Genomic DNA, 26129 nt, shown 5'->3' on the forward strand with positions numbered 1-26129 from the left:
TCTCCTTAAGCTGCAATAAGATGTGATTGGGTAGCTGTTACGATGGGTTCGCAACGGTCGAGATCGAGGCCTGCAACGGCCTCGCCGATGACGATGAGCGCGGCGCTTTCAGCCGTCTTCTCGTCGCCTAGTTTTTCAAGATCAGCCAACGTGCCGACCAAACGGCGGGTGTCGCTGCGGCCGATATTTTCCAGCACCGCGACGGGTGTGGAAGATGGCAGACCGGCCTGCACCAGACGATCCGCGGTGCGGCGGGCAACGGTGCGGCCCATATAAACGGTGATCGTCGCGCCGGAGAGCGCAAGCTGCGCCCAGTCCGGCAGATGATCGCCATTTAAATCGTGGCCCGTCGTGAAGATGACCGATGACGCTGTGCCGCGCAGGGTGAGCGGCAGTTGTGCTTCAGCAGCACCGGCAAGTGCCGCGGTGACACCGGGCACCACTTCGCTGGCGATACCGTGGCTGCGGAGGTGAGCGAGTTCCTCACCGGCGCGACCGAAAATCATCGGGTCACCGGATTTCAGGCGAACGACCTTCAAGCCTTCGCGGGCTTTCTCAACCATCAAACGATTGATCTCGTCCTGTGATTTGGAATGGCAGCCCTTGCGCTTGCCGACTGAAATGATCTCAGCATCGCGACGGCTCATACGAACGATTTCCAGTGGCACGAGAGCATCATGAAGAACGACATCGGCATCTTGCAGCACGCGATGGGCGCGCAGCGTCAGCAGATCTTCGGCACCGGGACCGGCGCCGATGAGGGAGACAAGACCGTCGCGATCCTTATCAGCGGTCAGCAGATCGCGGGTGGCAGCGCAGGCTTCGCCCTCACGACCATCCAGCACGGCGCGGGCCGGCTCTGTGTTGAAGAAGCGCTCCCAGAAAATGCGGCGGTCGCGGCCATTGGACATCACTCGGGCAACAGCTGGACGGAAAGCATCGGCGAAACGAGCCAACGCGCCGGTGCGCGGGTGCAACAGCTTTTCAACCTGCCCTTTGATACGGCGGGCCAGCACGGGCGCGGTGCCATCGGTGGAGACGGCCACCACCACAGGTGCGCGGTTGACGATGGACGGCGTGATGAAATCGCAAAGATGCGGTTTGTCCACGGCATTGACCGGCACACCGACCATGCGGGCGGCTTCTACGATCTGCGTGTCGAGTTGCTCGTCTTCCATTGCCGAGAACACCAGCGCGGCATCGGCAAGGTCTTCAAACTGAAACGAACGTGTGAGCAGCGTTGCGCCGGACAACGCGATGGCGCGATCCATGGCTTCGCTGGTTTCTTCCGCGATCACTGTGAAACGGGCGGAGGTTTCAGAGACAAGGCGTAGCTTCGAGGCTGCCTCATCGCGACCACCAACGATTACTATTTCGCGGTCACGCACTTTGAAGAAGGCTGGAAAGACGTCCATACGGGAAGACTTGTCATCGCCAAATTTTTGACTGGCATCGCAAGATGTAGCGCTCAAATCAGCCATAGCGTGGCATTCCCTTTTACGTTAAAGGCAGCGCACGTTGCGCCTACCCCGGTGCAATTAAGATAGGGCGGCGGGCTCACTTGCTTGAGGAACCGCTTTTCGAATTTTGCGAAAGGCGAGGATTATGTTTCCTCAACATGGCCAGTCCTTGGAATTAGGGCTGATTTTCGAAGGTGCTGCCCGTTGAGCGCCGCAGACTCCATTCCAAAAGGCACCTCGCCAACAGGCACTGCTCCCAAAGCGGCGATAACCTTCATTATCGCGACCGTGGTCATCGATATGTTGGGCGTGGGCCTCGCTTGGCCGATCCTGCCGCAACTGGTGAAAGAGCTATCGGGGCAGAGTTTTTCCGATAGCGCCTTCATCTATGGGTTGCTGCTATCTGGTTTCGCCGCCGTTCAGTTCCTCGTCAGCCCGTTTATCGGCATGTTGTCGGACCGCTACGGCCGTCGCCCCATCCTGTTGATTTCACTGGGCGGCTTGGGGGTCGACTACATTATACTAGCGCTCGCGCCGAACCTTTGGTGGCTGGTGGTGGCGCGCATATTTGCGGGCGTTTTCAGCGCAACAGTGTCGACCGCGAACGCCTATATTGCTGATGTCACACCGCGCGAAGATCGTGCTGCAGCGTTTGGGTTGCTTGGCGCGGCGTTTGGCGTGGGGTTCACAATCGGGCCGTTGATCGGCGGCGTTTTAGGCCAATACGGGTTGCAATATCCGTTCTGGCTTGCGGCTGGCCTATCCTTCGCCAACCTCATATTCGGCTACTTCTATGTGCCGGAAAGCCTGCCGCCGGAAAAGCGCACAGCTATCGACATGAGCAAGGCCAATCCGTTCAAAGCCATTCTCTACGTGCGCCGCTACGCTTCGCTTGGGATTCTGATCGCAGCCTTCTTCCTCACAGGCCTCGCGCAGCAGGGTTTGCAGGGCATCTGGGTGCTGTGGACCGAAGCGCAGTTCGACTGGAACGTGGCTTATGCTGGCTACTCGCTGGCGTGGGTCGGTGTCTGCATGGCCTTCGTACAGGGCTACCTGGTGCGGATCGTCGTGCCGAAATTTGGTGAGCGGCGCGTGCTGTTCACAGGCTACATCATCTCCACCATCGCCTTTGCGCTGCTGCCGTTCATTACCGCTGGTTGGCTCATATATCCTGGCATCGCGTTTCATATTTTGGGCTGGGGTCTTTGCGCGCCGGTGTTGACGGCGCTGATGTCTCAAGATGTGCCGGACAATGAGCAAGGGCTGTTGCAAGGCGTGTTGGGGTCGATCAACACGCTGGCGATGATTATCGGGCCGCTATTTGCGACCTACATCTTCTCGAAATCCGTGGGGCCGGAAGCATGGTTCGCCCTGCCCGGCACGTATTACTTCTTCGGCTCGGCGCTGTTCGTCGGCGTGGTCGTAATGGTCGCGCGGGATATGAAGATCAACGGTGCGACCCGCTAGTTCAACTGGACCGGCAATTTCGACAATCCGGCTTGGCCCAGGGTCTTGAGCCTTTCAGGCTCGCCAGCGCGCGCCATGTTTGGGAAACGCTCGAACAGCGTTTGCAGTGCGATTTTCGCTTCCATTCGCGCAAGTTGGAAACCTAGACAGAAGTGCACGCCAGTGCCGAAACCCACATGCCGGTTAGGCTTGCGGTCTAGGTGCAATTCGTCGGGCGCATCGAAATAGGCAGGGTCGCGATTGGCGGCGGCGATATGGGCCATCAACGTGTCGCCGATCTTCAGTTCCGTGCCGAAGAAATCTCCCGACGCATGAACCTTGCGCGGCTTGGTCATTTGAACCGGCGCGCAGTAGCGCAGCAGTTCTTCCACCGCTAGCGGCCATCCAGTCGAAGTCTCGCGCAGTTTTGTGACCTCATCGGGCCGGTTCAGCAATTCATTAATGCCAAGGCTGATAAGGCTTTTGGTGGTTGCCTGTCCGGCCATCAAAAGCAGAAACGCCATGGCGATGATTTCATTGTCGGTAAGGCCGCTTTCACCACCCTGCCCCTCCACCAGTCCCGACAGAAGTCCGGGTTCACCACCGCCTGAACGAATAGCGATGATTTCATCACCTATGGCAGTTTGGGCGCGCTTTAGTGGGCCGAACATGCGCAGAAAACTCAGTGCACCGGTGACGCCATCAAGGTGCTGTGCAGCTTCAAAGAACACTGCCCGGGTGTTCTGGCGCAGGCCGATGAGGTCTGCGATGACCGCAATAGGAAGAGCCGAGGCATAGGCGGAAACGAGATCGACGGGTTCGGTGCGGGACAGGTCGTCCAACAGATCGTTAGCGCGTTGTTTCACGCTGGCCGCCATATCCACCACGGGACGGCGTGCGAAAGCATCATCCACGGCCTGGCGCAAACGGCGGTGCTGCGGGTCGTCGCTGGACAGCATGTTGTCGGCCAGCCGTTGCAACGCTTGTGGCATCCACCATTTCAGACCGACGACCCGACCCTTTGTATCGCGCATACGAAAGCGATCACTGTCCTTCAAAAGCGCAGATACGGCGTCGTGGTGGGTGGCAAAGTGGACGCGACCGACGATGGGCAGCCTAAGCGGCACCAAAGGTCCTCTTTTATGCAGGTACTCCAGATCCCGCAGTTTCCTCATCGCCACCTTCTCCTGCGCTGCCGTTTTCGCCGCGTTTCGTGTCCCAGCTTACGATCTTGCCATATTGTTCGGCGCGTAATGAGGCGACGCGGTAGTAATCGACCAGTGCCCGCAGCGGGCCGGACATGCGCTCGAAACCGCCGGTGAAGGCAACAATCGTGCCGATGGTCGTTTCGCCTTGAATGACCATGTAACCGCCGAACACCAGCACGCTGAGGGGTGCCAGCGAGTTGATGATGTTGACCAGCGCCTTCATCAGATATTTCAGGCTGGTGGAGGATGCACGGTTGTCGAAAATGTCGCCCAACACCCGCTTTTTCTCATCCTCGCCGCAATCCCCCTCTTGCGCGCTCGATACGTCGTCGGAGAGGTCGCGCACATAATCGGTGCGCTGGCGCATGTAGTGGTTCAGCCGTTTCTGGATGAGCGGAACCAAAATGATCTGCGGAATAAAGAACGCCAGCGCCACCAGCGTGACCAGCGGTTCGACGATGAGCATGTAGCCGATGGCGAACAGCAGCTTTGCACCATCAGCCACCAGATCGGAAAAACCTGTACCGACGAACTCGCCGACATAGTCGGCCTCGCTGCCGAGCACGGCGACCGCATTGCCCGACCCGTCTTCGTTGTCATGGTCTTTGCAGTTGGGAAACAGCCGCTTTCGCATCCGCAGGACAGTCGTCTGGGAAATCCAGTTCTGGTAATTTCCAAAGACGTATTTCGAGACCTGCAGCGCGATAATGGCCGCCAGATAAAGACCAGCCAGCCAAAGCAGCAAATCGAAATCCTGCCCCTCGATGGCTTCGTTGATGATGTTGCGTTGCAATTCGATAGGGGCGACGGTCAGCGCTGCGATTGCCAGCGCTATCAGCCCGATCATGATTTGATGACGTTTTCCGGCCAGCACCATGAAAAGGGGTAAACGATCCGGCCAGCTTTTGCGCGGCAACGGGCTGTCCGCGAAGGGCTTGGGGAATAAATTGTACATGAGTTGTCGGGATTGCGCCTAGCGTGAAAGCTGCCGCAGTAGCTCCTGATCGGGATAGCCGTCCGACGTTACCTTGATAGAACGTTGAAAGTCCCGGATCGCCATTCGGACACCCTTGATGATGCGGCCTGTCCGGTTGGGAACATCGAAGCCTTTGGCAGCCAAACGCGACTGGACTTTCATTCGTTCCGCTTTGTTCAGTGTCTTGCCGGTGGGCCAGTTGGGCTTGAACGACCCTACCCCGCCGATGCGGTCGCCCACCAGCGCTGCCGAAAGGCTGTAGGCGTCGGAAGAATTGTACTCGCGTATGATCTCGTAGTTGGACGTTATAAGAAAAGCTGGGCCTTCCGCGCCTGCGGGAAAGAACATCGTCGCATCGCCGGATTTCGGAAACCGGCGTTTGCCGGAAGCCTTCACGCCGCGCTTGGCCCAATCAGCCCAGCTTCGGGTCGCGGCATCGCGCGGCAGTGATTTTGGCAGGCTGACGGGCATGCCCCAAGGCTGGCTTGGCACCCATCCGTAGCTGGCGAGGAAGTTTGCGGTCGAGGCCAGCGCGTCGCCAGTCTCACGCCAAAGGTCGCGCTTGCCATTGTTGTTCATGTCCACCGCAAACTTGCGGAAGCTAGACGGGATGAACTGCGTTTGCCCCATGGCACCGGCCCACGATCCAACCATTTTGCGCGGGTCCAGCTTCTCGGCTTCAGCGATCCGCAGCGCATCTACGAATTCCTTGGTGAAGAAGTCGCCACGATATTGCTTCCATGACAATGTCGCCAGCGAACGCGGCACATTACTTTTGCCAATGCCCGCGCCGAACCCGGTTTCCATGCCCCAAATAGCAAAAACGATATTCGGGTCGACGCCGAAGGTCTTCTTTAAGTTCTTGGCCAGCCTGCGGTTGGCTTTCGCTTTGGCGCGGCCTGTCGTTACCAAACGACCATTCACGCGGCTGGTTATATAGCCACCGATGGGTTTCACCAGTTCTGGCTGCTTTTTGGTCAGGCGGTCGATGGACGGATCGGCCTTCAGGCCTCTTGTGGCCTTGCTGACAATGCTCTTGGAAATTCCGGCCTTGATCGCCCGCGCTTCCAACTTCTTCACATGGGCGCTGAACGATTCTGCAAATGCTGGCGAGACAACAGAAGCAAACGCAGAGCCAATCACGGCAAGTTTCAAGGCGTGGCGCATATCAGGCTCTCCGGCAGCGATTGTGTAAAGTTGAATCGACACTTCTACCGCAGCCGATTCTGATCTCAGTCTAGCACTTCTGCATCGGGAATCAGGCGATCTGTGGAGAAGCGTTTGGTCAACCAATTTTTTCGCAAATTTGTCACAAAAAGTCTGGAGTGGCGGAAATTGGGGGGTGCGGTTTTTTCCCTCACAAAATTGCCCTTGGGGACAAATCTGCAAATTCTCTTTGTTTCGGCACCTTTATCTCCAAAACCTCTTGGGGATTGGACGTTGGTCGCGCAATCGCCTATCTTGTGCCTGCAAGGCCACAGCACCCCCTAGATGATGTGGAACCGGTTGACGCTTGGGCCTGCTTGCGCCCAAAAAAGAAGCGTCGCTGGTGGTTGGAATCGGTACGGGTATCCGCATTTCACCAACGACCCATCAGGCACCGCTTTGGTTCCGCCGGGGGAATGGTTTCGCATTGCGACACCGACATCCGGGGCGGCAATTTGTGTGGTTTGAGGAATGTTGCGAGTACCGTTTGGTCGGATCGCGGATCTTGATGGCAGTCATGAATACCGACGGGGCAACTAACGAAGCTTCACATATGGCCGGATGGCGAATGCGCCGCCGGTTCTGGGAATTTTGAGGGAGGGGCGAGCGTTTTACGCTGCCCGCCAAAACAAAGATTTGCGCACTCGGCAACCTGCCTGAAGTGCGACACACGAGGACACGAATAAGATGCGTATCAACCGCCACTACACCACCGCAGGCCAGTCTCCTTTCGATGCCGTGCCCATGCGCACCGCAACGAGCGAGATCAAAAATCCGGACGGGTCCAGCGTCTTCAAACTGGAAGGCATTTTGGTGCCGGAACAGTACAGCCAGGTGGCGGCTGACATCATCGCGCAGAAGTATTTCCGCAAAGCAGGTGTGCCAGCGGCTCTCAAGAAGGTCGAAGAGAACTCCGTTCCTTCCTTCCTGTGGCGTTCCGTTGAAGACAAGGACGCAATGAAGAAGCTGCCTGAAGAAGAGCGCTACGGCCCGGAAATGACCGCCGAGCAGGTGTTCTCCCGTCTAGCCGGCACATGGACCTATTGGGGTTGGAAGGGCGGCTACTTCACCACAGAAGAAGACGCGCAGGCCTATTACGACGAGCTTTGCTTCATGCTGGCCACCCAGAAGGTCGCGCCGAACTCCCCACAGTGGTTCAACACCGGTCTGCATTGGGCCTACGGTATCGATGGCCCCGCGCAGGGCCACCACTATGTCGATTTCGAAACCGGCAAGCTGACGAAATCAAAGACTTCCTACGAGCACCCGCAGCCCCACGCTTGCTTTATTCAGGGCGTTGGCGATGATCTGGTGAACGAAGGCGGCATCATGGACCTTTGGGTCCGCGAAGCGCGGTTGTTCAAATATGGCTCCGGTACCGGTTCCAACTTCTCTTACATTCGCGGCGAGAACGAACCATTGTCCGGCGGCGGCAAGTCCTCCGGTCTCATGTCCTTCCTGAAAATCGGTGACCGCGCAGCCGGTGCCATCAAATCCGGTGGCACCACCCGTCGCGCGGCCAAGATGGTGGTGGTCGATATCGATCACCCCGATATCGAGGCCTATATCGACTGGAAGGTGAAAGAAGAGCAGAAAGTCGCGGCTATCGTGACCGGCTCCAAGGTCGTTTCCAAGCACATGACCGCCATCATGAAGGCCTGCATCAACTGCGAGGCCGATGGCGACCAGTGCTTCGAGCCCGCATCCAACCCTGTGTTGAAGCGCGAAATCCGCGCCGCCAAGCGCAACTCGGTTCCGGAAAACTACATCGCCCGCGTCATCATGCTGGCGAAGCAGGGTTTCACCGACATCGAATTCCCCGTTTACAACACCGACTGGGATTCCGACGCTTACCTCACCGTCTCCGGCCAGAACTCCAACAACTCCGTCTCCATTAAAGACGACTTCCTGCGCGCTGTCGAAGCTGACGGCACTTGGGATCTGATCGCCCGCCGTGATGGCTCCGTGGTGAAGTCCGTTCAGGCACGCGAGCTGTGGGACAAAATCGGCAACGCCGCATGGCAGTCCGCTGACCCAGGCCTGCACTACAACACCACCATGAACGATTGGCACACTTGCCCCGAAGCTGGCCCAATCCGCGCGTCCAACCCCTGCTCGGAATACATGTTCCTCGACGACACGGCCTGTAACCTTGCCTCTTTGAACCTGTTGCAATTCCGTCGCGACGATAAATCGTTCGACGTGGAAGCCTTCGAACACGCCACCCGCTTGTGGATGATGGTGCTGGAAATCTCTGTCCTCATGGCGCAGTTCCCGTCGAAGGAAATCGCGCAGCTGTCCTACGACTACCGCACCACCGGCCTCGGCTTTGCGAACATCGGCGGCCTGCTGATGACCGCTGGCATTCCTTACGATTCAGATGAAGGCCGCGCTGTTTGCGGTGCCATCACCGCGATCATGACCGGCATCTGCTACGAAACATCGGCTGAAATGGCCAAGGAGCAAGGCCCCTTCCCCGGCTACGCGCCGAACGCCGAACACATGGCCCGCGTCATGCGCAACCACCGCAACGCCGCCCACGGCAATGCCGAAGGTTACGACGCACTCGCCATCAACCCAGTCCCGCTGGACCACGCATCGCTCGAAGGCCGCGCCCGCTGGGCTGGCCTATCAGACCACGCGAAAGCTGCATGGGACCGCGCCGTCGAGCTTGGCAACGAGCACGGCTACCGCAACGCCCAATCTACCGTCATTGCGCCCACCGGCACGATTGGCCTCGTCATGGATTGCGACACCACGGGCATCGAGCCGGATTTCGCGCTGGTGAAGTTCAAGAAGCTCGCCGGTGGCGGTTACTTCAAAATCATCAATCGCGCCGTGCCGGAAGCTCTCGGTTCGCTCGGCTACGACGAAGCCACAATCAAACGCATGATCACCTACGCAGTCGGCAACGGCACGCTGAAAGGCTCCAACGCTGTCTCCCACGGCGCGCTGGAATCCAAAGGCTTTGGGCCGGAGCAGATCGAAGCCGTCGAGGCTGGTCTCGCGCAGGCGTTCGACATCAAGTTCGTGTTCAACAAATTCTCGCTCGGCGAAACCTTCTGCAAGGAAACGCTGGGCCTCAACGACGAGCAGCTGAACGACTTCTCCTTCGATCTTCTGGGCGCCATTGGCTTCTCCAAGGACGAAGTGCAGGCGGCCAACATCTATTGCTGCGGAGCGATGACGCTGGAAGGCGCACCGGGCCTGAAGGACGAGCACCTCGCCGTCTTCGATTGCGCGACGCCCTGCGGCCGCATCGGCACGCGGTCGCTGTCCACCCACAGCCACATCAAGATGATGGCGGCCGCACAGCCGTTCATCTCCGGCGCGATCTCCAAGACGATCAACATGCCGAACGACGCAGCCGTTGAGGACTGCACCGAGGCCTACATGATGTCTTGGAAGCTGGGCCTGAAGGCCAACGCGCTCTACCGCGATGGCTCCAAACTGTCCCAGCCGCTCAACGCCTCTCTCGTGGAAGACGATGAGGATGAAGATGCATTGGACAACCTGATCGAAGCGCCGAAAACCGCCGCTGCCGCCCAGATTTCCGAAAAGATCGTCGAGCGCATCATCGAGAAAGAGGTTCGCCGCCGCGAGAAGCTGCCGAACCGCCGCAAGGGCTACACCCAGAAAGCCGTCGTTGGCGGCCACAAGGTCTATCTGCGCACCGGCGAGTTCGATGACGGGCAGATCGGTGAAATCTTCATCGATATGCACAAGGAAGGCGCCGCCTTCCGCGCGATGATGAACAACTTCGCCATCGCCATTTCGCTGGGCCTGCAATACGGCGTGCCGCTGGACGAATATGTGGAGGCCTTCACCTTCACCAAGTTCGAGCCTGCCGGTATCGTCATGGGCAACGACGCCATCAAGAACGCCACGTCGATCCTCGACTACGTGTTCCGCGAGTTGGCCGTGTCCTATCTCGACCGTCACGATCTGGCCCATGTGGACACGTCCGACTTCGGCTCCACCGCGCTGGGCAAAGGCGTGAAGGCTGGCGAAGCGGAAGCCGTCAGCCGCGGCCTCACCCGTGGTCATAATCTGTCGGTGGTTTCCAGCAAGATCGACGGCAACACGCCCGCCGGTTTCGCCTCGGCATCCGCTCCAACTGGCGGAAAAGCTGCCGCCACCGTCACCTCCATCGGTGGCACTACAGCTGCTGTAGCGGTGGCCACCCAGCCAATCGGCCTGATGGACGACGGTGCCGTCGCCTTCAAACGCGACTACGAAGAAAACAGCCGCACCACAGTCTCGACCACCGAAGTCGCCCCCGCCCAAACGCCGTCCAAAGGCCAGCAGCGGGAGATGGCCAGAATGCAAGGCTACGAAGGCGAAAGCTGCCCCGAATGTCAGAACTTTACGCTGGTGCGGAACGGGACGTGTTTGAAGTGCGACAGCTGTGGCGGGACTACGGGGTGTAGCTGAGAGAATGAAAGCGGAGGGAGGCTAGTAGGATGCCAAAGTCGGAAAAGTTCTCTCTGCACCTATTCAAGCCCGGCACAGCAGCAGTTGAGGTCCTCTCGGAGAATTTCCGAGAGAAGCTGACTTCGGGTGAGGTGTCTAGGATGACCCGCTTGGCCGGCTCTGCTGTTGAAATGGAAGGCTTTTTCACAAATTCATTCCCTAAAGAGCCAATGTGGTTTTCTACGCTCCGGACAACGTTCGAAATCCCAGAGAAGAAGGGAAGTTCTCCGGCATCCATCGTGACTTTTGTTGCAAAAGAGCGGCGTTTCGCACTTACTTTTGGCTACGGCGCGAGTTTGCTCAACGATCAAACCAAGGTTCACGACTTCGGGATTCTGGTTGCTATGAACCTACTTTCAGCAAGCGGCCTAAAAACAATCCAGCGATCCAGCCTCATCGACGCAAAGAATTCCGCTATGCAGAGCGTATCAGCTAGCACCTACGAGTCGTTCGGTGGCCTGCGTTCCTTCGAGCTCCTCAAGCGTGTTGCTGGACCGGTAAGTAATGATCCTACTATGCTTCAAGCAGTTGGCTCTTCATCTTTATCCTTCGCGTCAAAGAAACCTCTGTCGGAGGTTCCTGATGTCGCTGAGCGCGCTTTAGATTTGTACGCAGCAATAGATTACCAAAGCACAGCCTTCGCGGATTACGATCACTTGAAACCAGTGGTCGATCCGATTCAGATACGTGAGCTAAAACAGCAAACTGCCGATCTACTTTGCACGGCGGACTCCGGTTTTGAACTTGGTTTTCCAGCCTTTTTGAGCGGAGAAGCTAGTTACACGAAACTCCAGGGGCGCGGCATGAAAGGCGAGAAGCCGGATATAAGTGTCGCCGTTTATAGAGAAGCATTGGGACCCGCTGCCGCCGTCATCCATCCAGAGCATTTGGATCAAGACTACGTGCTCGTGTTCTCTGATGACCATAGGATGCTTGGTCGCAAGTCAATTTATAGGTGCTTAGTCGGTGGCCTGCAGGATAAGCACGGAGTGCAGCATGTGATCAGCGAGGGTCAATGGTATGTTCCTTCGGACGCCATTCGGGTCGCAGCGCAGGATTATTTTGATCGACATGTTCGTGAAGAAGATAAATCTCTTCCAAGCTGGAACGCGCGAACAGTTATCAAGACATCTAAAAAAGGTAAGAAAACACACGCTCTTAGCTACGAAGCTGAAGAGGTCTATAACACCCGTGCCGCCGCATCATCGGGATACTTGTTACTGGACCAGAAGTGGTTTGGCGGCGCTGATCGGGCATTCTCGAAGTTAGAGGCCTGCGATCTCTTTGATCCCGAGGGATTGCGATTCATCCATGTAAAGCGAACTGGCAGATCACCCAGTTCTACGGCGTACCTTTTCGAACAAGGACGTCGATCCGCAGAGTTGCTCGCCGATGACCGTGTACGTGGTGATTTTGCAGACATTCTGGAAAAAGAAGGACATCCAAAAACAGCGGCGAAGATCCGCGCAATGGCCAGAGAGGACTTCATTGTGGAGTTTGTAATAGCCGATATGCCTAACGACGACGGCAGAATGACTGTTCCTTTCCTAGCTAAATTGGCGTTTGCAGAGTCGACAAAATTCATCGAGAGTTTGGGCTTCAAATCTCAGTTGCGATTTATACCACTACCACGGCCGTAAATCTGTCTGGTTGGCAACGACATGACTGATCGGAAATCTGAAGTAGCGCGTCCACTTTTCTCTCCCCGCCCTCTCCCAAGCCCCCATAATCACCCCACCTCTCACAAGGAACCGGCGGTGCGCACCGTTCGCTTGTCGTGCGGGGTCGGTTCTTCCGGAGCGGCTGGAGTTTACGGCCAATCGTTTCGGAGCCCCGCGCTCTCTTCCCGGGCCTCGTATCGTGCGTGGCTGCCTGTTGGGGTGCAGGTGCGGTCCGCAAGGGCCGTAAATGTAGTGGTGTGTCAGGGTAAAGGCGCTTTTCGCGGCGCCCGCAGCAGAACCGGGTGGGGCGTGACGGGTGACCGTTCGCCGAAAATACCGGCATAGGTCGTCTCTTACGCCCCACCGGTTCCCGACTGCCAGCACATCCCGGCACCGCAACGGTGGCCGGGCGCTTTGGCATGTCCGGCGTTTGCATGGTCGGCACAGCTTGTCAGCCACCCGCCCTTGCGCCACGCTGGCTCCTTCGCACTGGAGGAAATGTCATGGCCCAACTCGTCGCCGTCTATCGCACACCCAAGGACGCCATAGCGTTCGATGCCTATTACGCATCCACCCATCTGCCGCTGGCCAAGACCATCCCCGGCTTGTTGAAATACGAGTTGAACGACGGGCCAGTCGCTGGACCAGACGAGGGCAACGGCGTGCATCTGGTGGCGATTTTGCACTTTGCCAACATGGCCACGATCCACGCTGCGCTCGCCTCGCCCGAAGGTCAGGCAGCCGCTGCCGATCTGGGGAATTTCGCCACCGGTGGCGCGGAACTGCTGATGTTCGACACCAAAGAGGTCTAGCCGGCCAGCACGATCATCATCACGGCAGCGGAAATGAGCGCAATTCCCGCAAGCTCCGGCCAAGTTACCTTCTCGCGGAACCAGAACCAGCCGACCGCCAGCGTAAATATCAACTCCACCTGTCCCACGGCACGGATGTAAGCTGCGTTTTGCAGCGCAAACGCCGTGAACCACCCCACGCTACACGCCATGCCAACAATACCGATGGGTAGCGCCGGTCGCCAAGCCGCAATCACCGCGCGCAACTGGCCACGGTCCTTCCACAGGAACCAAAGGCCCATGGCAATGGTCTGGAAAACCAGTGCAACGGCCAGCGTAAACGCTGCGCGCACAAGGAACGAACTGTCCGGAATAGACAGTGTCGCACCACGATACGAGACGCCGGACAAGCCAAGGCACGTAGCGCAAAGAAGACCAATTGCTGTGGCAGGACTGGTGAGGCCCTCGCGAATGGAAGCGGCGTTGAGGCTCGTTTCTTTTAAAGACAACAGCAGCAAACCAAGTGCTGCGCAGAACACTGCGAACCACGCCAGCGGCGAAAGAAAATCGCCAAGCAGCAACGCGCCAGCGATTGCGACTATGACGATTTCCAGCTTGGAAAATACAGTTCCTACCGCAAACGACCGGAAGGAAAACATCCACATCAACAGAACTGTGAATGCAATTTGCACGAGGCCGCCAGCAGCAACCCATGCAAAGAAAATAGGATGAACGTCGGGGATCGGCTCACCGGTCCACCACATCAGTGCCGCGCAGTAAGCCACGGCGAACGGCCAAGCATAGAAGAACCGGGCGTAAGCGGCACCGGTGTTCGACAAACGACCCTTGATTGCCTTCTGCATTGCGGAACGAAGGTTCTGCAAGAATGCAGCAGCGAGCGTAGCCCATATCCAAGTTTCCATGCTGCTCCCCATCCTCGCCATTCGGCGCTGTGATAAAATGTGTGTATCATGGTTGGTGAGCTAGTATCGAAATTGGCCGCTGGAACTTTGGTATGTCTGCAACAGCCTTTGAAATTGGAACTTTTAAAATTCAGTCCTTTTCCAAGAATGCGAAAGCCGCTGCGTAGTATGCTGTGACCTTATCAACCTCCACCGTGTGAACTCACACCCGGATGGTTTGAAGACCGGCAAGTGCTAATTAGCTCCCGCGAAATCGAATTTGCCGATAAGAACAATTTTACCATGCTCCGTAACGCGACCTTTAATTCGGCCCCCTAAATCTTATTACAGGAAAGCTTCAACATCGGGCGGATGAAGGAGTTGGTCATGGACCTCATTGCTGCACTGATCGTCACAGGTACGATCTTCACCGCCACCACACCGGAAGTGCTTGTGCCTGAACGGCACGCTCAGCTCGACGAGCAATCATTAGACCAAATGAGCACCGGAACGCTTCACCATCCAGATCAGAAGACGTGGGCTCAGCATCGCTCCGGTTACGAGCTGTGCACTGAATGCGTAGAAATTCAGCCATTCCCTGAAGGTGAATTGCCAGACGAGTGATTGACGGGTCCAATTCTCTTCCTTCAAACGCCATGAAAATCCAGACAAACGCTCCAGAGGAACCGGGCGGCGCATGCGGCGCTTTCCGCTGAACGAAAAAGGGCGCGACAGTGGCCTGTTGCGCCCTTCATCAACTCGTAGGTTCAAGCTTACTGTGGCAGTTTGTCGTCTACGCCTTTGACGTAGAAATTCATGCCCAGCAAAGCGCCGATGTCGGCTTTCTCGCCGTCTTTCAGCCATTCGCTACCGTCTTGCTTCATGATCGGGCCGGTGAAGGGTTCGAATTCGTTGGCCTTGATCTTGGCTTCCGTTTCCATAGCCATAGCTTTCACGTCGTCCGGCATGTTGGTGTAAGGCGCCATGGCAACGGAACCGTGGTCCATACCGTGCCAAACGTCCTGCTGCTTCCACGTGCCGTCCATCACAGCTTTCACGCGCTCAATGTACTGCGGGGCCCAGTCGTCGATGATTGCGGTTAGCTGTGTTTCAGGGCCGAACTTGATCATGTCGGAAGCCTGACCGAAAGCTTTGATGCCGCGCTCTGCAGCAACCTGCATGGCCGCTGTGGAGTCCGTGTGCTGCGTGATGATGTCGACGCCTTGGTCGATCAATGCCTTGGCAGCATCAGCTTCTTTGGCCGGATCGAACCACGTAGACACCCAGACCACCTTCAGTGAGAAATCGGGGTTCACAGACTGTGCGCCCAGGATGAACGCGTTGATGCCGCGCACAACTTCTGGGATCGGAAACGACGCGATGTACCCGGCAACGCCGGTTGTCGACATTTTGGCTGCGATCTGACCCTGCACGTAGCGGCCCTGATAGAATTTCGACGAGTAGGTCGAAACGTTGGCATGCTCACGCTTGTAGCCGGTGGCGTGTTCGAATTTCACGTCCGGAAACTTTGCGGCAGCTTTGTTGGTCGGGTCCATGTAGTTGAACGAGGTCGTGAAGATGATGTTGCAACCGGAACGGGCAAACTGTTCGATCGGGCGCTGCGCTTCAGCGGATTCTGGAACGTTTTCCAAAAATGCAGTTTCGACCTTATCGCCGAATTCCGCTTCGACGGCCTTGCGGCCTTCATCGTGCTGATAGGTCCAGCCGAAATCGCCCGTTGGGCCGATATAGATGAAGCAGGCTTTTGTTTTGGCGTGGCCGTCGGCAAGCGCTGCGGTGCCTGTGCCCAAAAGGGCGGTGGCTGCGGCGAGCGCGATAATGGTCTTTTTCATGTTTGATCCTTGGAGAGTTGAGAAAACAGATGAGAAGAAGGCAAGTGTTTAGCGATCGGGCACGAAAGGCTGGCCCAGTGCGGCGGGTGTATTGATCATTGTGAGACGGCGATTGCGGGCGATCAAGACCAGCACCACGATTGTTGTGATATAGGGCAGCGATGTCAGGAACTGCGCCGGTATGCCAAAGCCCTGCGCTTGCATGTGGAACTGCGCGATATTGACTGCGCCGAAAAGGTACGCACCGATGATGAGACGTCCGGGGCGCCATGAGGCGAACACAACAAGCGCGAGTGCAATCCACCCCCTGCCCGCCGTCATGCCTTCAACCCACTGCGGTACGTAAACGAGAGACAAATGAGCACCGGCCAAACCTGCGCATGCGCCGCCAAAAACGATAGCCAATGCGCGTGTTTTTAATACCCCTATGCCAAGTGCGTGGGCCGAACTGTGGCTGTCGCCAACAGCTCGCAGTTGGAGACCTTTTCTGCTGCGAAAAAGGAAGAACCAGACGGCGATTACCAGAGCGATTGATGCATAGAAAATCGGATCCTGACCGAAGACCAACTGGCCGATGATAGGCAGATCAGAAAGGAACGGTATATCGATACGCTCCATCTTGATGCCCGGCTGGCCTACAAAGCCTTCGCCAATCATGCCTGAGAGGCCCAGACCAAGGATCGTAAGTGCAAGGCCGGTTGCAACCTGATTGGCGACCAGAATGAGCGTGAGAAAGGCGAAGAGCAGTGAGAACGCGGCTCCGGCCACAATACCGAATAATGCTCCGACAAACGGGTCGCCAGTTAGTTGAGCCCCGGCAAACGCGCAGACGGCTCCCATGATCATCATGCCTTCGACGCCGAGGTTCAGAACGCCGGAGCGCTCAACGACGAGTTCGCCGGTTGCGGCCAGCAGCAGCGGCGTGGAAGCCGCGCAGACCGACAAAATTATGGAAACCCAAACGTCCATTATGCGGACCTTGCTGCTGTCGAAACGATGCGGACCTGATATTGGATGAGCGTATCGCTTGCGAGAACGAAGAACAGCAACAGGCCTTGGAAGACCCGTGTTGCACGGTCTGAAATGCCCATAGCGATCTGCGCGTTTTCACCGCCGATATAGGTGAGCGCCAGCACGAAGGCTGCAGCAAGGCACCCAAGCGGGTTTAAGCGGCCCAAAAATGCTACTATTATCGCGGAAAATCCGTAGCCCAGAGATAGTTTGTCATCGAGTTTGCCAACGGTGCCAGACACTTCGGCAATACCGGCTAAACCTGCCAGAGCGCCGGAAACACAGAAGGCAAAAATTGTCATACGTCGTGCGCTGAAACCGGCAAACCGCCCCGCGCGGGCGCTTGAGCCAAGAACGGCGATCTCAAAGCCCTTCATGGTTCGTGAAAGCACAAACCAGACGATAATTGCCAACACGACTGCAAGCACCAGCCCATAATGGGCGTCTGCATATTGCCAAAGCTTCGGCATCTGCGCGCCCGACGGAAAACTTGGCGTGCCGGGAAAGCCCATACCTTTGGGATCACGCCACGGCACGCGAACAAGCCAATCGACCAGCTGTTGAGCGACGTAAACCAGCATAAGGCTGGTGAGGATTTCATTCGCTCCGAAGCGGGTTTTAAGCAGTGCTGGAATAGCGCCGTATAGCGCCCCGCCCAGCATACCCATGAGGACCATTGCCGGCAGTAAGACCCATGTATCGACGCCCGGCAGAAACACGGGAAGTGCCGCACCAAACGCACCACCGATAAGATATTGGCCTTCAGCACCAATGTTCCAGTTGCCGGAACGAAAGCAAACAGCGAGGCCTATACCGATCAGCGCCAGCGGTGTTGCCTTCACCAAAATCTGTTCAAGTGACCAGGTGTCGAGCAGCGGCTGCACGAAATACGTGTAAAGACCAGTTGCCGGGTCTTTGCCCAACAGCAGGAACATGATCACTCCCGCGATCATCGTCAGCAGAAGTGCGATAAAGGGTGACGCGATAGAGAACAGCGGCGAAGCATCCGCCCGCTTGATGAGTTCGATCCTCATGCCGCCACCTCTGCCCGATCAGAAGTCTGCCCTGTCATTAGCAAACCAACGGCCTCACGGCTCATTTTAGCCGCGTCAGTCGGTTCACTTAGCGTGCCTTTAGCGATCACCGCGATGCGCGTGGCAATTGAGAAAATCTCGTCGAGATCCTGCGAGATCATGATCACTGCAGAACCAGAAGCTGCCAGATCAACAAGCGATTGGCGAATATGGCCCGCAGCGCCAGCGTCCACCCCCCATGTCGGCTGGTTTACCACAAGCAGCGCGGGTTGGCGGTCCAACTCACGGCCCATGATGAACTTCTGCAAGTTGCCACCTGACAGCGACCCCGCATTGGGGTCAGGTGCGCCTTTGCGAACGTCCATGGCGGCATTCACGCGGTCTGTTGCAGAGCGAATTGCGCTGCGGACGATGACGCCCAACCCGCCACCGCTTTGAAAGCTATCTTGATCGGATTTATGGCGAGCCAACAACATGTTGTCGGTCAGTCGCATGCCCGTCACAGCACCGTGGCCGTGGCGTTCTTCTGGTACAAATGCCGCGCCTTTTTTGCGACGTTCACTGATGTTCAGCGCCGACAAGTCATTGCCGCGCAACTCTATGGTTCCGCCGGTGGGCAATTGCTCAACCTCGCCGGAAAGAGCAGAAAAGAACTCGCCCTGCCCTTCGCCTGCTATGCCTGCGATGCCCAGAACTTCACCGGAATGAACGTCGAAATTGATGTTTTTCAGCGCAACGGCAAAGGGGTTGTCAGGTGCTAAAGATAGGCCACGAACTGAGAGAATGACTGGCGCAGCTTCCAGCGAAACGGGCGCAGGACGAATATCCTGCAATTCAGCGCCAACCATGCGGGCAGCCAAAGTCGCCGCTGTTTCCTCACGTGGATCGCAAATATCTACAACCTTGCCGTGGCGCATGATTGTCGCCCGCGAACACAACCGCTGAACCTCTTCCAGCCGGTGGCTAATGTAGAGGATCGCCCGCCCTTCGTCGCGCAGCCGGAACAGCGTCTCAAAAAGCGTATCCGCTTCCTGAGGTGTCAGCACCGATGTTGGCTCGTCCAGAATAACGAGTGAAGGGTCCTGCATAAGGCAACGAATGATCTCGATACGTTGGCGCTCTCCAACAGACAAATCGCCCACAAGTGCGTCAGGATCGAGTGGCAAACCGTATTGCTTCGAAAGCTCCCGTGCGCGTTCGGCAACTTGGCTGGTTTTTACATCCGGCTCCATGGACAGCGCGATATTCTCGGCCACAGTAAGTGCTTCGAACAGAGAAAAATGCTGGAATACCATGCCGATACCCATGCTTCTTGCTACAGAAGGCGAAGGCACGGTTACAGGCTCGCCACGCCACTCAATGATCCCCCCGGTCGGCTGCAACGAGCCGAAGAGCATTTTTACAAGTGTCGACTTGCCCGCGCCGTTCTCGCCCAGAAGAGCATGAATTTCGCCGGGACGAATATCGAAATCGACCTGATCATTAGCGCGCAAAGTACCGAAGACCTTGGTCAGGCCCTTGGTTTCCAGAAGCTTTGCATCGTCGGCGCTCATTGGAAAACCTTAGTGTTCACAGCGGTTTCGCACCATCACTTTATCGCGCAATCCACACGTGGGCTGACTATGGTTTGAGCAGCGTTGAACCAACCGTTCTGCGGCCTTCCAGAGCTTCATGAGCCCCTTTGGCATCGGCAAGCGGAAATGTCTGATTGATGGCAATTTTCATCGCACCGGACTGCACCACCTCGAACAGATCGCCAGCGGTTTCTTCAAGCTGCGACCGTGTCGCAATGTAATTGAACAGTGTTGGGCGCGTTGCGAAAAGTGAGCCTTTGGCAGCCAGGATACCAAGATCCACATCGGGAAGCTTGCCGGATGATTGACCGAAGCTCGCCCACATACCGCGCGTTTTCAGGCAATCCAGCGAACCGGGGAACGTGTCCTTGCCGACAGAGTCGTAAACCACATCACATTTTGCGCCACCGGTGATCTCCATCACCCGCTCTACAAAATCTTCATCGCGATAGTTGATCACGTGGTCGTAGCCATTGGCTTTCGCCAATTCCATTTTCTCGGGCGAACCTGCAGTCCCGATCATGGTTGCACCGAGGCTTTTGCCCCACTGCCCTGCAATGAGGCCAACTCCACCAGCTGCCGCGTGGAAAAGTACGGTGTTGCCAGCCTTCACCTTAAACGTCTGTCGCAGCAAATATTGCGCGGTCATGCCTTGCAGCATCATAGCTGCGGCTTCGTCATCCGAGATGCCCTCAGGGACGATCATAAGACGATCTGCGGCAATGAGCCGTTCTTCTGCATATGCGCCCACTGGAGCTGATGCATAGGCCACACGGTCGCCCGGCTTTACGACGGTGACGCCCTCACCAACCGCTTCAACGACCCCTGCCCCTTCCATACCGGGCGTAAACGGCATCGACGGCGCGGGATACAAGCCGGTTCGGAAATAGACGTCGATATAGTTCAGTCCGATGGCGGTTTGACGAACCAACGCTTCACCTGCGCCAGGTGTCGGCACATCGCGTTGGGCGAGTTTCAAGACTTCCGGCCCACCGGTTTCAGTCACTTCGATAAATGCCCCCATGGTCTATGCGTCCTTTTTCAATTCGCCCGATAGCACAAGGGCAGTCATGGAAATTGGTATGAGCAGCGCCAGCGCCCAGCGCAAGCCGATAGCGTCCGCCAAAAAGCCGATTGCCGGCGGCGCGATCATGAAAGCTGTGAAAGCAAACAGCGACATTGCAGCTACGTTGTCTTCGGAATCACCGGGGCGCTTTGCGGCAGCGCTCATCACCAGCGGATAAAATATCGCGACACCGAGACCAGAGAACAATGCGCCAAGAAACGCCACAGGAACGCTTTGCGACAGCGAGAACAGCGCAATCCCGAAGGTCGCCGACACGCCGGACACCCTTGCGACACGCAGCGAGCCAAATCGTTCAAGCAGCATATCGCCAGAAAAGCGTGTCACGGTCATCACGAGTGCGAAAGCGGAGAAGATCGAGCCGATGGCCAACGGCCCGGCCTGCAACTCCTGCTGCACGAAGAGCGCAGACCAGTCGATAAACGCACCTTCGATCAACATGATACCGATGGGCATGATGCAAAGCAGGATCAGACCTCGATTGGGCAATTTGAAAGGCGGCCCATCGTCGAGTTTTGCGCGGTCGAACTCCGGCATAGATAAACCAGCCCAGACCATAACCAGTGCGGTCGCACCCAATACCAACGCAAAATGCACTGTTAGCGACACGTCCATCACAGCAAACCCGGTACCAACGCCAGCACCGAGAAGCGAACCCAACGACCAGAAGCCATGAGCCTTCGACATCAAACGGCGGCCAGTGCGGACTTCCAGCCGATCAATAGCCGTGTTCATGCCAATTTCTGTCATGCCGATTGAGATACCCGCCGCCAGCAACACCGGTCCCATGGCCAAGCCGTTCGGCATGAACGGGATCGCCATGATCGACAACGCCCAAATGGGATTGAAGACCGTACACGCGAGCCGCAGACCGAGCAGTTTCGTCACGAAGCTACCGGCCAGAAATGCAATCATCGTACCTAGTGAAATGACGAAAAGCGCCAAACCTAATTCAGAAGCGGTGAAGCCAAACACAGCCTTCACTTCCGGTATGCGCGGTATCCAGTTGCCCAGCACGAAGGCTTCCAGCAGGAAAATCAGCGAGGTTGGCATCACCCCCGGCATACGGAGGGCGGCCGATGAGGCAAATGTCATCGAAGCGGTGTCACTGGCTTTTGGTCAAACGCTGCTTCTTGCGCTTGCGACCGGCCAGAATATTGATCGTTTCGACAAGCACTGAGAAGCCCATGGCTGCGTAGATGTATCCGCGTGGAATGTGGAAGCCCAAACCGTCTGCCACCAGCGAAACGCCGATAAGCAGAAGGAATGCCAATGCCAACATCTTGGTGGTGGGGTGGCGGCGAATGAAGTCTGCGACCGTACCGGACGCAACAAACATGATGCCGACCGCCACGATTACAGCTGCAATCATAACCTCCACGTGTTCGGCCATGCCGACGGCGGTGATGATGGAATCAACTGAGAATACGATATCGATAACGATGATCTGACCGATGATCGACGCAAAGCTGGTGACCGACAATCGTTCGGCTTCTTCTTCCTCGGTTTCGCCCTCGAACTCCTCGTGAATTTCGGCAGTCGCCTTGTAGATCAGGAAGACGCCGCCACCGATCAAAATGAGGTCTCGCCACGAGAACGCATGACCAAATGCTGTGAACAAATCGCTTTGCAGCCCGATGATCCACGTAATCACCAGCAGCAGAGCAATGCGGAAAATGAGCGCCAGCGCGAGACCAATCTTACGGGCACGCTCGGCCTGTTCGGGAGGCAAACGATTGATAATCACAGAGATAAAAACGATATTGTCGATGCCCAACACGATTTCCATAATCGTGAGGGTCGCAAAGCTAGCCCAGACAGCCGGGTCGTAGAGAAGTTCAATCATCGCGCGCGCCTATTGGTTCGCCCTGCTCTCAACCGCGATTAAGCCACCTTGCCGAGAAACTGCAACACGAAGCCTACGCAATATAGGTATAGTCCGGTGATCGTGATGCCCACGATTGCGAAATACGGCACGTCTTGTCCGTAATATCCGGCATAAAGCGCAACGCAACCGAACACGCCCCAAAGTGCCAGCACACCAAGATTTAATGGACGCATCAGTTTCACCCGCACCGGATGGATGAACATGATCGGCGCGAAGGTCAGCGCAGCAGATACGATCACCGCACCGAACGCGACGTACCAGCTTGGCGACATCACGAAGAGCGTGAAGATCAGCATGTTCCAGCACACCGGAAAGCCGATAAAGCAGTTGTCGCGGCTCTTCATACGTGTGTCGGCATAATAGATCGCGGACGTGCAAACGATGAGCGCCGCGCAGATGAACGAATAGATTTCGGCCAGAAAGCCCGATTGGTAGAGCGCAAATGCCGGAATAAGCACGAAGGTCACGTAGTCGATGATGCAATCCAGCAATTCGCCGGACCAGTTCGGCAAAACCGACTTCACATTAAAGTAGCGCGCCAGTGGGCCATCAACACCATCCACCACAAGGGCGACGCCGAGCCAGAACCACATGGTCGTAAAATTCTGCTCGGCAGCAGCCACCAACGCCAAAAACGCCCAGAACGCACCGGACGCTGTAAAAAGGTGGACCGCAAACGCGATCACTACATTGTTGGCCGGTCGATTCATCGCGCGGGCTTAACCCAATGGATCAGCTATGCCAATCCAGCTTGCAAACTTCCGCAGACAGACCTTCAAAATTCCAGTTGCGGCCAAAGGCACGGAAACGCGAACGATTGGACTTTGCCACGATGATTTCTTCGGCAATCCAGTACTGGGAATTTTTGATAACCGTACCCTCGTCGCCGTTCTTTCCGGGCACCGGCGTAACCGATCCATCCAATATCTTCGGGATCTTCACGTTGCGCGTATTGCCTTCGGTTTCGTAAGAAATTGGCTCGCGTTTCACACCAAGGAAATTGCCAACGAGGATCGAAAGCAGGTGAGTCGTCCCACCCACCTTGCCGGTGAAGATCTTGGTGATGGCCTTTGTGGCGTAGATGGAGGCTTTGTCGTCGATGAACAGACCGGCGGTCCAGTTGCCACGGCTCATATAGCCGGGAATTTCCATCATCAGACCCAGATTAATGCCGGACAGGTCGGTGTCTTCAAAATGGCCCTCATCGACGCGGAAGCCTGCCCATGTCTGGCAATAGCCTTCCGTCGGCGGGTGATCGCCAAGCGACAGCACGCATGGGCAAAATACGGTGCAGTTACAGGCAAGGACGAGTTCGCCCTTCATGCTCCAGTCGGGTTTAGCCATTTGGGATCGTCCAGTGCTGTTCAGATCAGAAGTTGATTGCAGACAGGACCAGCAAACCAGCCCCCCAGACGAGCATTATGCCGCCTGAAACGTATGACGTCACCTTGCCGGAACCGGATTTTTCCGCAACCGCAAAAAGCGTAAAGAATGCCATCCATGCCAAATTCATGGTACCGACGACCAGCATCACCAGCATAAGCGCCCAGCAACAGCCAACGCAGAAGAGGCCCTGCTCCATACCGATACGGAAAACGCCTTGGCGTTCTGTGGTCCATTGACCGAACAACGTGGCGAACGGGTTGCGACATTTCTCCAAACAGGCGTGCCGTAGTTGCGAAAACTGGTACCCCCCAGCACCCAGCAGAATTATACCGGCTATAAGGCCACCCAAAGGTTGTAAGGGCGACCAAGCTGCATCCGCTAACATGAGCACGGTTTGAAGTGCTGCCGCCGCCAGCGAGAAAGCCAGCCACAACACTAAATAACCGGCTAACAAATAGCCTATCGAAACCACTTTTTTGCCCTGGCCTGCAGCGACATCGGCAATATCAGCATAAGTACGCATAAGCGGCGCCGCCGATGGCAACATCATCGCAATCGACATAATGAACCACATGGCGACGCTGGCCGAATACACTTCGATCACTGAAGCGGTTGCAGTGTTGGGCGTGCATAGCGCGATCAGAATGGCGATGAGAGAACCTTCACCGGCCCAGCTTTCCCAACCACTGCCAACGCTCGCCTTCGACATTGCGACGATCCAGAACCACGCGATAAAAACGGCGATCAGCGTCGCGGCGTAGACCGGCCAGCGTGGTTTGGAGATCGTGCTGGCCAGAAAGCCATCTGTCCGTGACAGGTTCTCGAAACCTGTTGTCTGATCGGAAGTGATGGTCTCATTTGTCGGCAAAGCATGTTCCTGTGACGTTTCGCGGCGGGCCATGCCATTGGGTGCAAGGAAACCTAAGCTATATGAAGACGTATGCGACGCAGGTGAAGCGTCAAAACGCTTAGGCGCAGCAAATAGGTAGGATTTCATGACCTCGACAAAAGTTGCCGGAATACCTCTTGCAGTGGTTGGTGGAGGTTTGACCGGCTTGATTGCAACCGCCGTACTTGCTCAAGCTGGCCACGAGGTACATCTGGTTGCGCCAAAAGCAGCAAGCAAAGACGGCCGCACGACCGCCATGCTGAACCCGACGGTCGAGATGCTTGATGCAGCGGGACTATGGGATGGCATCGAAGAACACAGCGCCGCACTGAAGACCATGCGCCTTATCGACGGCTCAAAAAGACTGCTCCGCGCACCTATCACAGACTTTGAGGCAGCAGAGGTCGGGCTGGATGCTTTCGGCCACAATGTCCCAAATAATCTCATGTGCGAGCGGGTCGAGCAGGTTTTTACAAACATGGCCAACGTCCAGCGTCATGCGGCTTTGGTGAGCGCCGCCGAGGTTTCATCTGAAGGTGTTACGCTTCAGTTAGATGACGGCACTGAATTGACTGTACCTCAGGTCATCGCTGCAGATGGCCGAAATTCTGTCTTGCGAGAGGCTGCGGGAATTTCGACCCGATCCTGGTCCTATCCTCAAACGGCCTTGGTCACGACCTTCGCGCACAGTTTGCCTCACGGCGGCGTTTCGGCAGAATTCCACACCGAAAGCGGCCCCTTCACACAGGTGCCATTACCATCAATCAAGGGAACGAAACACCGCTCGAGCCTTGTGTGGGTGGTGAAGCCTGAAGACGCTCATGATCTGATTGATCTCGACATCGAAACTCTGTCGATGCGCATTGAAGACAGACTGCAATCGTCATTCGGTAAAGTTACAGCCGAACGCGGGTTGCAGGCATTTCCGCTAACCGGCCTAACAGCAAACCGCTTTGCTGCTAAAGGCGTGGCGCTTGTCGGCGAAGCCGGACACGTTTTCCCGCCTATCGGCGCACAAGGCTTCAACCTTGCTGCCCGCGATATCAGTGACGTGATTGCAACGCTTGCTGATCAGGAACCGGGAACCGAGGCTTTCGCCAGAGCCTACAACAGCCGTCGCCTAGCAGACGTAAATTTGCGAACGACTGGCGTCGACATTATGAACCGTTCACTGCTGACAGACTTTCTGCCCGTTCAGGCAGGGCGCGTTGCCGGAATTGCAGCACTGCGGAACATTGAGCCACTACGCCGTTTCGCAATGCGACAAGGTCTGGGCGCGCGGTAGTC

Annotated in this window: 21 protein-coding genes; 6 read left to right on the top strand and 15 right to left on the bottom strand. The window is 56.6% G+C overall.

The window, feature by feature from the left end; all coding sequences use genetic code 11:
- Positions 1 to 5 precede the first annotated feature (5 nt).
- Positions 6 to 1481: a siroheme synthase CysG gene (gene cysG / locus R2A130_RS02625; protein ID WP_009463404.1), complete on the bottom strand. Its 1476-nt coding sequence runs from the start codon at positions 1479 to 1481 to the stop codon at positions 6 to 8.
- Between the two features lie 183 nt (positions 1482 to 1664).
- On the opposite strand from cysG, the gene R2A130_RS02630 reads away from it, so the two are divergent.
- On the top strand, positions 1665 to 2927 hold the full coding sequence (locus R2A130_RS02630) for a TCR/Tet family MFS transporter (protein ID WP_009463405.1): 1263 nt from the start codon (positions 1665 to 1667) through the stop codon (positions 2925 to 2927).
- On the opposite strand, the gene R2A130_RS02635 is transcribed toward R2A130_RS02630, so the two are convergent.
- From R2A130_RS02635 to R2A130_RS02645, 3 genes are read right to left on the bottom strand one after another with little or no spacing between them, the layout of a single operon-like run.
- On the bottom strand, positions 2924 to 4081 hold the full coding sequence (locus tag R2A130_RS02635) for a cytochrome P450 (protein WP_083804161.1): 1158 nt from the start codon (positions 4079 to 4081) through the stop codon (positions 2924 to 2926). The two genes, R2A130_RS02630 and R2A130_RS02635, sit on opposite strands and share 4 nt — an antisense overlap.
- A complete protein-coding gene (locus R2A130_RS02640; protein WP_050786034.1) occupies positions 4047 to 5069 on the bottom strand; it encodes an ABC transporter ATP-binding protein in 1023 nt (340 codons plus the stop codon). Before R2A130_RS02640 ends, R2A130_RS02635 begins: the two co-directional genes overlap by 35 nt.
- Before the next feature lie 18 nt (positions 5070 to 5087).
- A complete protein-coding gene (locus tag R2A130_RS02645) occupies positions 5088 to 6299 on the bottom strand; it encodes a lytic murein transglycosylase (RefSeq protein ID WP_156798362.1) in 1212 nt (403 codons plus the stop codon).
- A 684-nt stretch (positions 6300 to 6983) separates the two neighbouring features.
- On the opposite strand from R2A130_RS02645, the gene R2A130_RS02655 reads away from it, so the two are divergent.
- From R2A130_RS02655 to R2A130_RS02665, 3 genes are all read left to right on the top strand, one after another.
- A complete protein-coding gene (locus R2A130_RS02655) occupies positions 6984 to 10730 on the top strand; it encodes a vitamin B12-dependent ribonucleotide reductase (RefSeq protein ID WP_009463411.1) in 3747 nt (1248 codons plus the stop codon).
- A 29-nt stretch (positions 10731 to 10759) separates the two neighbouring features.
- The gene (locus R2A130_RS02660; protein ID WP_009463412.1) at positions 10760 to 12409 is read left to right on the top strand and encodes a TIGR04141 family sporadically distributed protein; all 1650 of its coding nucleotides are present in this window, start codon (positions 10760 to 10762) and stop codon (positions 12407 to 12409) included.
- 524 nt (positions 12410 to 12933) lie between these two features.
- Positions 12934 to 13242: an EthD family reductase gene (locus R2A130_RS02665; protein WP_009463413.1), complete on the top strand. Its 309-nt coding sequence runs from the start codon at positions 12934 to 12936 to the stop codon at positions 13240 to 13242.
- Here R2A130_RS02665 and R2A130_RS02670 read toward each other — a convergent pair.
- Positions 13239 to 14144 carry a DMT family transporter gene (locus R2A130_RS02670; protein ID WP_009463414.1) on the bottom strand — a complete coding sequence of 302 codons (906 nt, stop codon included), beginning with the start codon at positions 14142 to 14144 and terminating at the stop codon, positions 13239 to 13241. The genes R2A130_RS02665 and R2A130_RS02670 overlap by 4 nt on opposite strands.
- Before the next feature lie 366 nt (positions 14145 to 14510).
- Here R2A130_RS02670 and R2A130_RS02675 point away from each other — a divergent pair, with 366 nt between their 5' ends.
- The gene (locus R2A130_RS02675; RefSeq protein WP_009463415.1) at positions 14511 to 14747 is read left to right on the top strand and encodes a hypothetical protein; all 237 of its coding nucleotides are present in this window, start codon (positions 14511 to 14513) and stop codon (positions 14745 to 14747) included.
- A gap of 149 nt (positions 14748 to 14896) precedes the next feature.
- Here the strand turns inward: R2A130_RS02675 and R2A130_RS02680 are convergent, their stop codons facing one another.
- The 10 genes from R2A130_RS02680 to R2A130_RS17355 form a co-directional block, all read right to left on the bottom strand.
- Positions 14897 to 15976, bottom strand: coding sequence for a BMP family ABC transporter substrate-binding protein (locus tag R2A130_RS02680; RefSeq protein ID WP_009463416.1), 1080 nt, complete (start codon positions 15974 to 15976; stop codon positions 14897 to 14899).
- A gap of 48 nt (positions 15977 to 16024) precedes the next feature.
- Complete coding sequence (locus R2A130_RS02685) at positions 16025 to 16945, bottom strand: ABC transporter permease (protein WP_009463417.1); 921 nt, start codon at positions 16943 to 16945, stop codon at positions 16025 to 16027.
- Positions 16945 to 18021 (bottom strand): ABC transporter permease, encoded by a 1077-nt coding sequence (locus R2A130_RS02690; RefSeq protein WP_009463418.1) that lies wholly within the window; start codon positions 18019 to 18021, stop codon positions 16945 to 16947. The genes R2A130_RS02685 and R2A130_RS02690 overlap by 1 nt, the downstream gene beginning before the upstream one ends.
- Positions 18018 to 19574 carry an ABC transporter ATP-binding protein gene (locus tag R2A130_RS02695; protein WP_009463419.1) on the bottom strand — a complete coding sequence of 519 codons (1557 nt, stop codon included), beginning with the start codon at positions 19572 to 19574 and terminating at the stop codon, positions 18018 to 18020. The genes R2A130_RS02690 and R2A130_RS02695 overlap by 4 nt, the downstream gene beginning before the upstream one ends.
- Positions 19575 to 19641: 67 nt before the next feature.
- On the bottom strand, positions 19642 to 20619 hold the full coding sequence (locus tag R2A130_RS02700) for a quinone oxidoreductase (protein ID WP_009463420.1): 978 nt from the start codon (positions 20617 to 20619) through the stop codon (positions 19642 to 19644).
- A 3-nt stretch (positions 20620 to 20622) separates the two neighbouring features.
- Positions 20623 to 21774: an MFS transporter gene (locus R2A130_RS02705; protein ID WP_040304570.1), complete on the bottom strand. Its 1152-nt coding sequence runs from the start codon at positions 21772 to 21774 to the stop codon at positions 20623 to 20625.
- Positions 21775 to 21784: 10 nt separating this feature from the next.
- On the bottom strand, positions 21785 to 22525 hold the full coding sequence (locus R2A130_RS02710) for a TerC family protein (protein ID WP_009463422.1): 741 nt from the start codon (positions 22523 to 22525) through the stop codon (positions 21785 to 21787).
- A 38-nt stretch (positions 22526 to 22563) separates the two neighbouring features.
- Positions 22564 to 23277, bottom strand: a complete 714-nt coding sequence (locus tag R2A130_RS02715) for a phosphatidylcholine/phosphatidylserine synthase (RefSeq protein WP_009463423.1) — start codon at positions 23275 to 23277, stop codon at positions 22564 to 22566.
- A 22-nt stretch (positions 23278 to 23299) separates the two neighbouring features.
- On the bottom strand, positions 23300 to 23911 hold the full coding sequence (locus tag R2A130_RS02720) for a DUF1326 domain-containing protein (protein WP_009463424.1): 612 nt from the start codon (positions 23909 to 23911) through the stop codon (positions 23300 to 23302).
- A 25-nt stretch (positions 23912 to 23936) separates the two neighbouring features.
- On the bottom strand, positions 23937 to 24854 hold the full coding sequence (locus R2A130_RS17355) for a DUF2182 domain-containing protein (RefSeq protein ID WP_009463425.1): 918 nt from the start codon (positions 24852 to 24854) through the stop codon (positions 23937 to 23939).
- Between the two features lie 94 nt (positions 24855 to 24948).
- Between R2A130_RS17355 and R2A130_RS02730 the strand changes: the two genes are divergently transcribed.
- Positions 24949 to 26127 carry a UbiH/UbiF family hydroxylase gene (locus R2A130_RS02730; RefSeq protein WP_040304573.1) on the top strand — a complete coding sequence of 393 codons (1179 nt, stop codon included), beginning with the start codon at positions 24949 to 24951 and terminating at the stop codon, positions 26125 to 26127.
- Positions 26128 to 26129: the final 2 nt, after the last annotated feature.

Source organism: Ahrensia sp. R2A130, from assembly GCF_000179775.1.
In the GTDB taxonomy this organism is placed as follows: Bacteria; Pseudomonadota; Alphaproteobacteria; order Rhizobiales; family Rhizobiaceae; genus Pseudahrensia.